Annotated in this window: 12 protein-coding genes; 5 read left to right on the top strand and 7 right to left on the bottom strand. The window is 65.8% G+C overall.

All coding sequences use genetic code 11. The features are described from left to right. Positions 1-55: 55 nt before the first annotated feature. Positions 56-1,162 carry a 3-beta-hydroxysteroid dehydrogenase gene (locus tag ACTXG5_RS12165; RefSeq protein WP_445164384.1) on the top strand — a complete coding sequence of 369 codons (1,107 nt, stop codon included), beginning with the start codon at positions 56-58 and terminating at the stop codon, positions 1,160-1,162. 84 nt (positions 1,163-1,246) lie between these two features. Next, positions 1,247-2,398, top strand: a complete 1,152-nt coding sequence (locus tag ACTXG5_RS12160; protein ID WP_445163880.1) for an AI-2E family transporter — start codon at positions 1,247-1,249, stop codon at positions 2,396-2,398. Here the strand turns inward: ACTXG5_RS12160 and ACTXG5_RS12155 are convergent. Both ACTXG5_RS12155 and ACTXG5_RS12150 read right to left on the bottom strand, forming a co-directional pair. Then, on the bottom strand, positions 2,379-3,176 hold the full coding sequence (locus ACTXG5_RS12155) for a dienelactone hydrolase family protein (protein WP_445163879.1): 798 nt from the start codon (positions 3,174-3,176) through the stop codon (positions 2,379-2,381). The genes ACTXG5_RS12160 and ACTXG5_RS12155 overlap by 20 nt on opposite strands. Positions 3,177-3,187: 11 nt before the next feature. After that, a complete protein-coding gene (locus ACTXG5_RS12150; RefSeq protein WP_445163878.1) occupies positions 3,188-3,859 on the bottom strand; it encodes a DUF4245 domain-containing protein in 672 nt (223 codons plus the stop codon). 80 nt (positions 3,860-3,939) lie between these two features. On the opposite strand from ACTXG5_RS12150, the gene glpX reads away from it, so the two are divergent. From glpX to ACTXG5_RS12135, 3 genes are read left to right on the top strand one after another with little or no spacing between them, the layout of a single operon-like run. Further along, complete coding sequence (gene glpX, locus ACTXG5_RS12145; RefSeq protein ID WP_445163877.1) at positions 3,940-5,025, top strand: class II fructose-bisphosphatase; 1,086 nt, start codon at positions 3,940-3,942, stop codon at positions 5,023-5,025. 36 nt (positions 5,026-5,061) lie between these two features. Continuing rightward, positions 5,062-6,465 (top strand): class II fumarate hydratase, encoded by a 1,404-nt coding sequence (locus ACTXG5_RS12140; RefSeq protein WP_445163876.1) that lies wholly within the window; start codon positions 5,062-5,064, stop codon positions 6,463-6,465. Between the two features lie 17 nt (positions 6,466-6,482). Then, positions 6,483-7,493, top strand: coding sequence for a hypothetical protein (locus ACTXG5_RS12135; RefSeq protein ID WP_445163875.1), 1,011 nt, complete (start codon positions 6,483-6,485; stop codon positions 7,491-7,493). A gap of 15 nt (positions 7,494-7,508) precedes the next feature. On the opposite strand, the gene ACTXG5_RS12130 is transcribed toward ACTXG5_RS12135, so the two are convergent. The 5 genes from ACTXG5_RS12130 to glyA all read right to left on the bottom strand — a co-directional run bounded on the left by ACTXG5_RS12130 (position 7,509) and on the right by glyA (position 13,820). Next, positions 7,509-9,017, bottom strand: coding sequence for an adenylate/guanylate cyclase domain-containing protein (locus ACTXG5_RS12130; protein ID WP_445163874.1), 1,509 nt, complete (start codon positions 9,015-9,017; stop codon positions 7,509-7,511). 78 nt (positions 9,018-9,095) lie between these two features. After that, on the bottom strand, positions 9,096-9,971 hold the full coding sequence (locus ACTXG5_RS12125; protein WP_445163873.1) for a polysaccharide deacetylase family protein: 876 nt from the start codon (positions 9,969-9,971) through the stop codon (positions 9,096-9,098). A 109-nt stretch (positions 9,972-10,080) separates the two neighbouring features. Next, positions 10,081-11,382: a PhoH family protein gene (locus tag ACTXG5_RS12120; protein WP_445163872.1), complete on the bottom strand. Its 1,302-nt coding sequence runs from the start codon at positions 11,380-11,382 to the stop codon at positions 10,081-10,083. Between the two features lie 244 nt (positions 11,383-11,626). Beyond that, a complete protein-coding gene (locus tag ACTXG5_RS12115) occupies positions 11,627-12,454 on the bottom strand; it encodes an acyl-ACP desaturase (RefSeq protein WP_445163871.1) in 828 nt (275 codons plus the stop codon). 85 nt (positions 12,455-12,539) lie between these two features. Continuing rightward, the gene (gene glyA, locus ACTXG5_RS12110) at positions 12,540-13,820 is read right to left on the bottom strand and encodes a serine hydroxymethyltransferase (RefSeq protein WP_445164383.1); all 1,281 of its coding nucleotides are present in this window, start codon (positions 13,818-13,820) and stop codon (positions 12,540-12,542) included. Positions 13,821-13,889: the final 69 nt, after the last annotated feature.

The raw sequence follows: 13,889 nt of genomic DNA, 5'->3' as shown, positions 1-13,889 counted from the left end.
CATTTCCGCAAAATAAATTCTGCGATCTTTTGCAGAACTGGAACGTGTTTCAGTTATCCTATCCGGCATGGGTGATGCAGCACTGACAACCGAACTCGGCCGCGTCCTGGTCACCGGCGGCTCCGGGTTCGTCGGCGCCAACCTGGTGACCACCTTGCTCGACCGCGGGTACTCGGTACGTTCCTTCGACCGCGCTCCTTCACCGCTCGCCGCGCATCCACAGCTGCAGGTGTTGCAGGCGGACATCACCGACAAAGCCGTCTGCGCACAGGCGGTGGAGGGCATCGACACGGTGTTCCACACCGCGGCGATCATCGACCTGATGGGCGGCGGGTCGGTGAGCGAGGAATACCGTCAGCGCAGCTTCGCGATCAACGTCGGCGGCACCCAGAATCTGGTGGACGCCGGGCAGGCCGCGGGCGTGCAGCGATTCGTCTATACGTCATCCAACAGCGTGGTGATGGGCGGCCAGAACATCGCCGACGGCGACGAGACCCTGCCCTACACCAGTCGGTTCAATGACCTCTACACCGAAACCAAGGTCGTCGCCGAACGATTCGTGTTGTCCCAGAACGGCGTTAGCGGCATGCTAACGTGCGCGATCCGGCCCAGCGGCATCTGGGGCCGCGGCGACCAGACGATGTTCCGCAAATTGTTCGAGAGCGTGATCGCCGGGCACGTCAAAGTACTGATCGGCCGCAAATCGGCCCGGCTGGATAACTCCTACGTGCACAACCTGATTCACGGTTTCATCCTGGCCGCCCAACATCTGGTGCCCGGCGGCACCGCTCCCGGTGAGGCGTACTTCATCAACGATGCCGAGCCGATCAATATGTTCGAGTTCGCCCGGCCGGTGGTGGAAGCCTGCGGGCAGCCCTGGCCGCGAATACGGGTCAACGGGCCCATCGTGGCCGCTGCCATGACCGGCTGGCAGCGGCTGCACTTCCGGTTCGGAATACCGGCGCCGCTGCTTGAGCCGCTGGCGGTCGAGCGGCTGTACCTGGACAACTTCTTCTCGGTCGCCAAGGCTTCCCGCGACCTCGGTTACCAGCCGCTGTTCACCACCGAGAAAGCGTTGACCGAGTGTCTGTCGTACTACGTGGAGATGTTCGAGCAGATGAAGCGGCAGGCCGAGATGGCCAAAGCCGCCGCCAAGCGGTAGCAGGTACGGGCGGGACGCTGCCGAAAAACATCGCCGCGGGCTAAGGTTCAGCACAAACGGCGACGCGGAGGGCGGCACGGTCGTATGAACACCGAATTCACGCTGACTCAGAAACGTGCCCTCGCGGTTTTCACGCTGATCGCGCTGCTGTTCGGCGCCTACTTCCTGCGCGACTATTTCGTGCTCATCGTGGTGGCCGCGGTTGGCGCGTACTTGTTCACGCCGCTGTTCAATTGGTTCAACCGACGCCTCGGCACCGGCTTGTCCGCCGCGTGCACCTTGTTGTCGGCGCTAGCCGCCGTGATCGTGCCGGTCGGGCTGTTCATGGTGTTGGCCGTTGTTCAGATCTCCCGCATGGTCGGCAGCATTTCCGGGTGGGTCAAGAACACCGACCTGAGCGGGCTCGGCGACAAAGTCCTACACATCGTCAACGACCTTGCTGCCCGAGTTCCCTTCCTGCACATCACGATCAATGCGGAAATGCTGCGAAAGGCGATGGTCACCGGCGCCCAGAATGTCGGTCAGTGGCTCCTGCAAGCCTTGCAGGGCGCGGCGGGAAGCGTCTTCGGTGCCATCACCTACGGGATCATCTTTCTCTACGTCTTTCTCGCGCTGCTGGTGCACCGGGAGAAGTTGCGCACGTTGATCGGCCAGCTCAACCCGCTGGGCGAAGAAGTCACGGATCTGTACCTGAAGAAGACCGGAGCGATGGTGCGCGGCACCGTGTTCGGCCAGTTCGTGATCGCGTTGTGCCAAGGCGTCGCGGGAGCAGGGTCGATCTACGTCGCCGGATTCCACCACGGATTCTTCATTTTCGCGATTCTGCTGACCGCGCTGTCCATCATTCCGCTGGGCGGCGGCATCGTGACGATTCCGTTCGGCATCGGAATGATCTTCTACGGCAACATCTTCGGCGGCGCGTTCGTCATCTTGTGGCATCTACTGGTGGTCACCAACATCGACAACTTCTTACGCCCGGTCCTGGTACCGCGGGACGCCCGGCTCAATTCGGCGCTGATGCTGCTGTCGGTGTTCGCCGGTATCGCCATGTTCGGCCCCTGGGGCATCGTGATCGGGCCGGTGCTGATGATCCTGATCGTCACGACGATCGATGTCTACCTGGCGGTCTACCAGGGCGTCGAGCTGGTGAACCCGGACGACGAACCACCCGCACGCATCCCCTGGCGGCGGCGGCGAAAGGCGAAGGAGTCAGAGGTTAAGTCAGCCGCGCAGTGAGGAATTCGACGACCCGCTTGCGAGCCTCGTAAGCAGGATGGCCGTCGACCTCCCGGACCTCGTCGGTGAGCACCGAGTGCGCCGCCTTACCGAAACCGTGTGCGTTGCCCGAGCGTGAATCGATCTCGATCACCTCGAACGCGTCGCCCAGGCGATCCTTGAGGGCGCTGAATCGGTCACGCGGGGACATCCAATCCTCGCTGAATCGCAAACCCATGGCGCACAATCCATCATTGGCAGCGCGATTGGCGATCGTGGTGATTTCCGATTCACTGAGCCCGGTGTCGCTGCGACGCGCAAGGCCCAGCGGCAAGGGCACCGACGGCTGACTGAGCACCGGAGCCAGCACGCTGTCGTCGACCGCGGCGGCCAGTGCGAAACCGCCGGTGAAACAATTGCCGATCACGCCCACCCCCTTGCCCGGCGTCGACGCATTCAAATCACGGGCCAGCGCACGCAGGAATAACGACACCGGCCGCTGCTTGTTCGTCGCGAATGCCGCGAATTCCTTTGCCACACAGGCCCGCGCGACGCTGGCTGCCGTGTAGCCGACGGTCTTGGGCTTGCCCGGCTCACCGAACAGCGACGGCATGGCGACGGTGAAACCGTTGTCCACCAGGTGATTACCCAGGCCCAGCACGCCGGGATGGATCCCGGGTATCTCGGGAATCAACACCACCCCGGGGCCGGCGCCCTTGCGATAGACGTCATGGGTATAGCCGCCGCCGGTGAACGGTTCGGCTGCCCATCCGGAAAGGTCTGCTTCGGGTGCGGTCACGCGGGCCCCTTCTATCGGCTTGTCGGGAGCGGTGGCTGCGACTGCGTCGCGACCGCCAGGGTACGGAACTGGTCGGTGCTTGCAGCACCGGTGATCGCGATCTGGGTGGCGCCGGCGGGGCTGGTCAGTCTGGTGGTCCATACCGGCTCGGCCTCGGCACCACTTTGACCGGTGCCGCGATAGATGATCCAGTTTGTTCCCGAGACGTCGACCGTTCCGGTCGGGTACGCCGACGGATGAATCGAGCCGACCAGCTTGTCCTCATCGGCGTTGCTCTGAGTCAGGCTCACATACATCCCGGTTGGGCTGATGTACCCCACCGTCGAGGTGGCCGCATTCAGCCGCTGACCATTGGACGTCCGCCCGTTCTCGATACCGCCGCGGCCGCCGGAGTTGGGCTGCCAGCCCGCGGGTAACTGAGGTAGCCGGATCGGGAATCCCAGCGTCTGGGCATCGGCACGCAAGGCCATCGCCGCGTCGTAGGACGGGATGGTTCCCTTGTTCGTCCCGGCAGGCTGGAATGAACACATCCCGACCAGGCCGGCCAGCAGGATGCATCCGATCACCAGCGGTGCCAGCGACCAGAACATGTCGCGACCGTCCTGGAGCAGGCGCGGTTTGGCGGGCCTGGGTGCCGGTACCGGCTCACCGGCCGGATCGGCGTTGGGCTGCTCCTCGGTCACCCCACGAGTATCCCAGCCCGCTATCAACAGCCACAGCCCAGATCCAGCGGACCGATCTGCTTCTGGGACAATCAGCAACCATGACAGCATCGGGCGGATCCCGTTCGTCTCGCACCGCGACTGCGGCCCACGACCCGCAGGTAAGGGCACGTGGCGAAGCCCCGGACCGCAACCTGGCCCTGGAACTGGTCAGGGTCACCGAGGCCGGCGCGATGGCCGCCGGCCGCTGGGTGGGCCGTGGGGACAAGGAGGGCGGCGACGGCGCGGCCGTCGACGCCATACGCGAGCTGGTCAACACGGTCTCCATGCGCGGGGTGGTGGTCATCGGCGAGGGCGAAAAAGACGAAGCCCCGATGTTGTTCAACGGCGAAGAGGTCGGCAACGGCGACGGACCGGACTGCGACTTCGCCGTCGACCCGGTGGATGGCACCACGCTAATGAGCAAGGGCATGCCCAACGCCATCTCGGTGCTGGCGGTGGCCGATCGCGGCGCGATGTTCGACCCGTCGGCGGTGTTCTACATGAACAAGATCGCCGTCGGACCCGACGCCGCGCACGTACTGGACATCACCGCGCCGATCGCCGAGAACATTCGGGCGGTCGCCAAGGTCAAGGGACTGTCGGTACGAGACATGACCGTGTGCATCCTGGACCGGCCCCGTCACGGTCAGCTCATCCAAGACGTACGCGACACCGGGGCTCGGATTCGGCTGATCACCGACGGCGACGTGGCGGGCGCCATCTCCACCTGCCGGCCGGGCTCGGGCACCGACATGCTGGCCGGAATCGGCGGCACCCCGGAAGGCATCATCGCCGCCGCCGCGATCCGGTGCATGGGCGGCGCGATCCAGGCCCAGCTGGCCCCCAAGGACGACGCCGAACGCCGCAAGGCGCTGGACGCGGGCTACGACCTGGACCAGATCCTGGCCACCCGGGATCTGGTGTCCGGCGACAATGTCTTCTTCTGCGCCACCGGGGTCACCGACGGTGACCTGCTGCAGGGTGTGCACTACTCCCCGGGCGGTTGCACCACCCAGTCCATCGTGATGCGGTCGAAGTCGGGCACCGTCCGCATGATCGAGGCCTACCACCGACTTTCGAAGCTCAACGAATATTCCGCCATCGACTTCACTGGCGACAGCACCGCCGCCTATCCCCTGCCGTAACCGCGATAGCACACCCCGACGAAGAGGAACTGATTCATGGCCGACAGCGGCGAATATCGCATCGAGCACGACACCATGGGCGAGGTGCGGGTACCCGCAAAAGCGTTGTGGCGAGCGCAAACTCAGCGCGCCGTGGAGAACTTTCCGATTTCGGGCCGGGGGCTGGAGCGCACCCAGATTCGCGCGTTGGGACTGCTGAAGGGGGCCTGCGCACAGGTCAACAGAGACCTCGGGCTGCTGGCACCGGAGAAAGCCGACGCGATCATCGCGGCGGCTGCTGAGATCGCCGACGGCCGACACGACGACCAGTTCCCGATCGACGTCTTCCAGACCGGCTCGGGCACCAGCTCCAACATGAACACCAACGAGGTGATCGCCAGCGTCGCGGCCGCCAACGGCGTCACGGTGCACCCCAACGACGACGTCAACATGTCGCAGTCGTCCAACGACACCTTCCCGACCGCCACCCACATCGCGGCCACCGAAGCCGCGGTCCGCCATCTCATTCCGGCGCTCGAGATACTGCACGACGCATTGGCAACCAAAGCCCGCGAGTGGCACACCGTGGTCAAGTCGGGCCGCACACACCTGATGGACGCCGTTCCGGTGACGCTCGGCCAGGAGTTCAGCGGATACGCCCGCCAGATCGAGGCCGGGATCGAGCGGGTGCGTGCGACGCTGCCGCGGCTGGGTGAACTGGCGATCGGCGGAACCGCGGTGGGCACCGGGCTCAACGCTCCCGACGGCTTCGGCGCCAAGGTGGTCGAAGCACTGGTCGCTTCGACGGGATTGTCCGAATTACGCACGGCGGCAAACTCTTTCGAGGCCCAAGCCGCGCGCGACGGCCTGGTGGAAGCGTCCGGAGCGCTACGCACCATCGCGGTGTCACTGACAAAGATCGCCAACGACATCCGCTGGATGGGGTCCGGGCCGCTGACCGGTTTGGCCGAGATCCAACTGCCCGATCTGCAGCCGGGCAGCTCGATCATGCCCGGCAAAGTCAATCCGGTTCTGCCAGAGGCAGTTACACAGGTCGCCGCACAGGTGATCGGCAACGACGCCGCGGTTGCCTGGGGCGGGGCAAGTGGCGCCTTTGAGCTCAACGTCTACATCCCGATGATGGCCCGCAACATCTTGGAGTCATTCAAGCTGCTGACCAACGTGTCAAAGCTGTTCGCCGAGCGCTGCATTACCGGGCTATCGGCCAACGTCGAGCATCTGCGCGAGCTGGCCGAGTCGTCGCCGTCGATCGTGACACCGTTGAACTCGGCCATCGGCTATGAAGAAGCCGCCGCCGTGGCCAAACAAGCGCTCAAAGAGAAAAAGACAATCCGCCAGACCGTCATCGACCGCGGGCTGATCGGCGAGAAGTTGTCGGTCGAGGAGCTGGACCGCCGGCTTGACGTGTTGGCGATGGCCAACGTCAAACCGGCGAACTAGGCAGGGGTGGTTATCTAATGACGGTTCCTCCGGGCGGTCCCTACGGTCAGGATCCGTACGGAGCGAATCCGTATGGGCAAAGCCCCTATTGGGGCGGCCCGCCGCAAGGCGGCCCACCCCCGTACCCGCAGGGCGGCCCCTACTCGCAGCCGCAGAGCGGTCCGCACGCCTACCCGCCGACCGGTCCGTACCCCAATCCTGCGGGCGGTATGGATCCCTCCGCGCCCGGCTACCCGGGCCAGCCGTTTCCTGCGCCGGGGCAGCAGTATCCCCCAAACTGGCCACCGGGTTCCTACCCTCCCGGACCACCGCCGAACGGGCCGCGGTCGAACACGCCATGGTTGATCGTTGCCGGCATCGCGGTGCTGGGCGTCATCGCGCTGGTGGTGATCCTGGTGCTCAGCCTCGGCAGCGAACCTAAGTCCCCCAAGGCAAGTCCCTCGACGACGGCCGCGCCGACGTCGCAGCCGAGCGGTTCCGGGCAGCAGACCGCCAGCGATTGCACCCCCAATGTGTCCGGGGGTGACAAGCCCGTGGGGGGCGCCCCGATCAAGGCGGGCAAGTTGTCGTTCCCGGCCACCGCGGCGCCCGGCTGGATGCCGTTCTCGGACGACCAGACTCCGAATCTCATTGGCGCGGTGGGCCTCGCGCAGGAGGTGCCCGGAGCCAACCAGTGGGTGATGCAGGCCGAGGTCGCCGTGAGCAACTTCGTCTCCAGCATGGACGTCACCGCGCAGGCAGCGAAGTTGATGAATTGCGTCGCCGAAGGCCCCGGCTATTCAAACGCCTCGCCGACGCTGGGCCCGATCAAGAAGTCATCGATCACGGTGGAGGGAATCAAGGCCGCCCGAGTGGATGCCGACGTCACGATCGCCGACCCCGCTCGCGGGGTAAAGGGCGACGCCGTGATCATCATCGCGGTCGACACCAAGCCCGTCACCATCTTCCTGGGTGCGACACCCATCGGCGATGCGGCCTCGGCGGGACTGCTCAACCAGGTGATCGGGTCGCTCAAGGTCACGAAGTGACGCGGTAGTTCGCGGCTAGGCGGGACCCGCCGGCGCCGAGATGTGCGTGGCTTCCGAGCGGCCGCGCAGCACGGTGGAGTAGCACTCTGCCCAGTGCCCCCGTTCGGTCTCGTCGGCACGGTCGATGGCCGCTGCCGAACACAGGATGCGCCGATCCGAGGTTTTGGCGAGGTCGGCGAGCCGTGCGGCCTCGTTGACCGCATCACCGATTACCGTGTATTCATAGCGGTTTTCGGCACCGATATTGCCGGCGAAGACGCGGCCCGCCGAAACCCCGATCCCGAAATCGACCACGGGTAGCCGGCGCAGTTGGGTGCCCAGCGTGCGCGCGGTGGCCAGCGCCGCGGATGCCGGCTCGCTCGTCCGCAGCGGCACCCCGAAGATCGCAAGCGCGGCATCGCCCGCGAATTTGTTGATCAGGCCGTGATGTTCGTCGACGGCGTCGACGACGATCCGGAAGAAGTCGTTGAGCACGTCGGCAACCTCTTGGGGCGGACGGCTTTCCGCGAGCTGGGTCGAGCCCACCAGATCGATGAACAGGACCGCCGCCTCGACCACGTCTCCGGACAGCGATGCGCCCTCTTCGAGGGCGCGCTGAGCCACGTCGGCGCCCACGTGGCGTCCGAACAGGTCGCGTAACCGGTCACGCTCGGCGAGCCCGGCGACCATTCGATTGAATCCCGTTTGCAGACGCCCGATTTGGGATCGCTCGTAGGCGCCGACGGCAGTGTCGATGTGGCCGCGTTCGACCTGCCCCATCGCGTCGACGACTTCGCCGATCGGATCCGCAATGGATCGCGATGTCAGGATCATCGTGGGCAGCCCGAGCAGCAGCGCGGCCAGCGACACCACCAGAACGGGCCCGTCCAACGAGGCAGACCTCTCAATCAGCCAGCCGTACGAACGCAGCACGACAAGGGTTGCAACGACTCCAATCGGAAGTGCGCTGACCAGAAACCACAGCATGACTAGTCGCGCGAACACCCCCGGCACTGCCAATCGAGGCTCGAGCCCCCGGGTCGCGGTGCCCATGATGGGCCGCAGGGTGCGTTGCGCGAGCAGCATTCCCGTGCCCGCGGCGGCCGGCCCGCCGAGTAGGACGCCGAGGCCCATCGGCAAGAGCAGCGTGGCGCCGCCGCCAAGATTGAAAAGCAGAAAGATGATGCCGGCCGCCCCCCAGGCCACCAGCAGGATCACCGTCTGGCGGCCGGCGAGTTTCATCGCGGCTTCCTGTTGCGCCGGTGTGGGTTCTTCGCCGGCGGCATACCACCGCAGCGTGGGAGCAAGGCTGAACATACCGGCCACCGCGACACCGACGATCCCCAGCGCCACCAGCAGCACAACTATCGTCGTGTTCATTTCCGCAAAGACGACGCTGGTCGTGGCGGAAACGTGGCCCCGCAGCGGAATCAGGATGGCGGCGACGTCGATGACGGCAATGATGTAGGACAGCGCAAGGTCGATCGCATACTCAATGGATAACCGGCGAGCTGACTTGCGCTGCGCCGTCTCGGATGTCGCCACTGGCTCGCGCGAATCTCGCGCGCCCCGACTTCGCCGCCAGTCCGCTTTCATCACCCTATAAAGGTAGCCGCGCGTCCCCTAAGCGCCATTATTTGGCCCCCCCGAGTTCTGCCCCGCGATGTCGGTGATCGGGAAGTTCGGCATCGGCTTGGGCGAGGGAGTATTGGGCAGCGTCGGAATCTCGCCAGCCGGGATGTCGTGAAGTTGGTTGGCGGGTGGTCCATTTTCCCGGCTGCCATAGCTGCTGCCCGGCGCCCGAGGCCCGAGCAGCTCACTGACCGTCACCAGGCGGTAGCCGTTGGCCTTGAGCACCGGAATGAACTGATACACCAGGTCAACGGTGCTCGAGTAGGTGTCGTGGAACAACACCACCGAGCCCGGCTTGATGTACGTCATCAGCATGTACCGCGTCGCCGCGGTGTTCGAGTCGTTCGCCCAATCGAAAGGGATGACACCCCAAAGGATTTCGGCTAGCCCATAGCGGCCGGCGGTCTGACGTACCTCCGGGGTGGACAGCCCGCCGGCGGGACGGTACAGCGTCGGGATCCGCCCGGTCGCGGCGTTGATCGCGTCGTTGGCCTTGGAGAACTGTGCGGCAATGTCGTCCGGTGGGACCGTCGCCATGTTGGGGTGTTCCCAGGTGTGACTGCCGATCTCCATGCCGGCGTCGGCGATGCGCTTGGCTCCGGCCGGGTTGGCGGCCACCTTGTTGCCGATCAGGAAGAAGGTGGCCTTGGCGTCGTTGTCCTTCAGGATCTGCAGCAGCCGCTCGTCGAACGGGCCCGGCCCGTCGTCGAACGTCAGCGCGACGCACTTGACCACCGAGCAGCTCAGGTTGTCGGCGCGCGTCACGTGACCGGTCAGGCCACCGATCACCAGCACCGCACCGGCGGCCACCACACCGAACACGGTGCGCCAGTAGCGCCAGGCCTGGCTGTCAGGTCGTTTCGGCACCCTGGCAGCCTACTCGCCCTCGAGTGTGCAATCTGGGCGCCGAGTGTGCGTACTGGGCGGTGAAACGGCTCAAATCCCGCCGTTAACGCACACTCAAGCCGCGGCCGCGTCAGTTCGGCCCGGCGATTTCCTCGAGCATCTCGGTGACCAGCGCGGCAATCGGCGACCGCTCGCTGCGCAACAGGGTGATGTGCGCGAAAAGCGGGTGGCCTTTGAGCTTCTCGATCACGGCGGCAACGCCGTCATGGCGGCCGACCCGCAGGTTGTCACGCTGGGCGACGTCGTGGGTCAGCACCACCCGCGACCCGGACCCCAGCCTGGACAACACGGTCAGCAGGACGTTGCGCTCCAGCGACTGGGCTTCGTCGACGATGACGAACGAGTCGTGCAGCGAGCGCCCCCGGATGTGAGTCAGCGGCAGTACTTCGAGCATGCCCCGGGACAGCACTTCCTCCAGCACGGCCGGGCTGGCCAGACCTTCGAGGGTGTCGAAAACCGCCTGCGCCCAGGGGCCCATCTTTTCGCTTTCGCTGCCGGGCAGGTAGCCCAGCTCCTGGCCGCCGACGGCGTACAGCGGGCGGAACACCACCACTTTGCGCTGGGTCCGCCGTTCCAGTACCGCGTCCAGGCCAGCGCACAAGGCCAGTGCGGACTTACCGGTGCCGGCTTTGCCACCCAGCGACACAATTCCCACCGACTCGTCGAGCAACAGGTCGAGCGCCACGCGCTGCTCGGCGGAGCGGCCCCGCAGCCCGAATACCTCGCGGTCACCGCGAACAAGTTGAACTCGTTTGGCCGCGGTGACCCGGCCCAGCGCGTGAGAGCTACCGCCGAGCAGCCGAATTCCGGTGTGGCAGGGCAGATCCCGGGCTTCAGCCAGGTCGATCTCGCCGTCGGCGAAGAGCGCGTCGATGTCTTCCGCGGCGGTCTCGATCTCCTGCATCCCCGGCCAACCGGAGACCACGACATCCTGGGCGTGGTACTCGTCGGCGGCCAGGCCCACCGCGGCGGCCTTGACGCGCAGCGGAATGTCCTTGCTGACCAACGTGACCAGTTTGCCTTCGGCGGCGAGGTTGGCCGCGCAGCTCAAGATCCGGGAATCGTTGCTGTCGGTGCGGAATCCGGCGGGCAGCACGGCAGGGTCGGTGTGGTTGAGCTCGACGTGCAGCGTACCGCCTTGTGCCCCAACAGGAATGGGCTGATCCAACCGTCCGTGCTCCAGCCGAAGGTCATCGAAAAGACGCAGTGCCTGACGGGCGAACCATCCCAGCTCATGATGGTGGCGTTTGGCCTCCAGTTCACTGATCACCACCAACGGGACCACCACCTCGTGCTCGGCGAACCGGCTGCACGCCCATGGGTCGGACAGCAGCACGGAAGTGTCGATCACGTAAGTCCGGATTTCGGTCACGTAGCGCTCCTCGTGCGGGATAAGCCGGCGCGGACCCGCACAGGCATGTCGGCGGGAACTGCGACACGAGGACCGGGGCCGGTCCTTCCCTCGAGCTGACGGGAGGTGCCGCCCTGGCAGCAAAGCATGACGCTGACCATCGAGAATGACGCTACTCTCGTCGCCGCTTTGCCGCCGCGCAGACGCGCCGACGCCGAGTGACGACCCGCGACGAAGAGTCGCGCAGTCGGTCGCGAAGGTTTGCTTAGCCGCTGACGAACTGCCGCAGCTGGGGTTCGTCAGCGACGCCCCATGCGGTTATGCGGTCGGAGATGGCCTGGCGCAGCTCGGCGGGGCCGAAAATTCCGGCGGCGGCGACGTTTTGCACCTTGTCCTGATATGTGTTGATGTCGCCGCCGACGACCTCGAGATCGGCCGCACGGGCAGCGATCGCGGCGATTGTCTCGTCGCGCGAGTACTCGAGGCAGTGCGCGACAAGATTCGAGAAGAACTCCTCGTGCCGCGCCTCGTCCCGGGCGATCCGGTCGATAAGCCCGGCCAAAATAGGCTCCTCGAGCCTTGCGGCCAGGTTCCGGCCCAAGACGGCGTGGGTGCGCTCGGTGAACGCCATGTAGACCAGGGTTTCCACCTGCGTGTACGTGTCGGCGCGGTAGCCCTGCATCAGGTACTTGACTCGGGCCTCTTCGTTGGCGGTCGGGTCCACCTCGCGGGTCACCACCAGGTATTGGCGCAGCGCGATGGCGTGCAGATGCTCTTCGGCGGTCCACCGGCCGAGCCAGCGACCCCACCACTCCTCGAGAATGAAGTGCTCGACAAGCTCGCGGTGATGGCTGGCCAGGTCGTCCTTGAGCAGCAACAGGATCTCGCAGGCGTCGGTGAAGGCCCGCGGCAGCGTCATGCTGGACGGATCCCAGTCACGTCCGCCGAGGAAGGCGAAGTTCTCGCCTCGGTCGAAGGGCACGTAATCGTGGGCGAACCACATTTCCTCGGTGCTGAGGTGGCGGTCCATGTTCGCTTCGACGATCGGCGCGAGTTCCAGGATCAGCGCGTTTGCGACAGGTCTCTGTGCCATGAGATTACTGTAACCCGCCGACACAGATGTATGAAAATGCCCGAGCGTGTCGGACCAAACGGTGACCTTGGTCCCCGGGGAGGAGTTACCGCCCGATCAGGGCCCAGTCCTCGAGGCCCTCGTACAGCGGAAACTCCTGGGCAAGCCGCGTCACTCGCTGCCGCAGCCCCGACACGTCGGCCGAGCTGCCGGCCGCCAACGCGGTGGCGATGACGTCGGCGACCTCGGTGAATTCGGCGTCGCCGAAGCCGCGGGTGGCCAGCGCCGGGGTCCCGATCCGCAGACCCGACGTGACCATCGGCGGTCGCGGGTCGTTGGGCACGGCGTTGCGGTTGACCGTGATGCCGACCTCGTGCAGCAGGTCCTCGGCGGCCTGGCCGTCGAGCGGGGAGTTGCGCAGGTCGACCAGCACCAGGTGGACGTCAGTGCCGCCGCTGACCACCGACACGCCGGCCTTGGCGACATCGGCGGCCAGGAGCCGGTCAGCCAGGATCCGCGCACCGGTCAGCGTGCGCTGCTGCCGCTCAGCGAATTCGGGCGTGCCCGCGATCTTCAGCGCGACCGCCTTGCCCGCGATGACGTGCATCAGCGGACCGCCCTGCTGGCCGGGGAACACCGCCGAGTTGATGGCCTTGGCGTACTCCTGCTTCCCCAGGATCATCCCGGAGCGGCCGCCACCGAGCGTCTTGTGAATGGTGGTGGACACCACACCCGCGTGCGGTATCGGAGAGGGGTGCAATCCGACGGCGACCAGGCCTGCGAAGTGCGCCATGTCCACCCAGAGCTTGGCGTCGACCTCGTCGGCGATTGACGCGAACGCCGCGAAGTCGAGAATCCGCGGGTACGCCGACCAGCCGGCGATGATCACCTTCGGACGGAATTCGAGCGCCTGAGCGCGCACCACGTCCATGTCGACGAGATGCGTCGTCGGGTCGACGCCGTAAAAGGCGTTCTCGTAGAGCTTGCCGGAGAAGTTGAGCTTCATGCCGTGCGTCAGATGCCCGCCGTTAGCCAGATCCAGGCCCAGCAGCCGCTCCCCCGGCGACATCAGGGCGTGCAGCACCGCGGCGTTCGCCTGGGCGCCGGAGTGCGGCTGCACATTGGCGAAGTCGGCACCGAACAGCGCCTTGGCACGGTCGCGGGCGATGTTCTCCACGACGTCGACGTGCTCGCAACCGCCGTAGTAACGCCGGCCGGGCAGTCCCTCGGCGTACTTGTTCGTGAGCACGCTGCCCTGGGCCTGCAGCACCGAGCGCGGCACGAAATTCTCCGACGCGATCATCTCGAGGGTGTCGCGCTGGCGGCCGAGCTCTTTGCCGAGCAGCTCGGCAATGTCCGGGTCAACTTCGGCGAGCGGGGCGGACATCAGGGACGCGGTTACGCGGGCATCAGGTGCGGCAGTCACGAGTGCCAGTCTATCGAGTGGTGGTTTTAC

It is taken from the genome of Mycobacterium sp. Dal123C01, assembly GCF_052566995.1.
The sequence above is the reverse complement of the archived record's forward strand: the minus strand, read 5'-3'. Positions and strand labels throughout refer to the sequence as shown.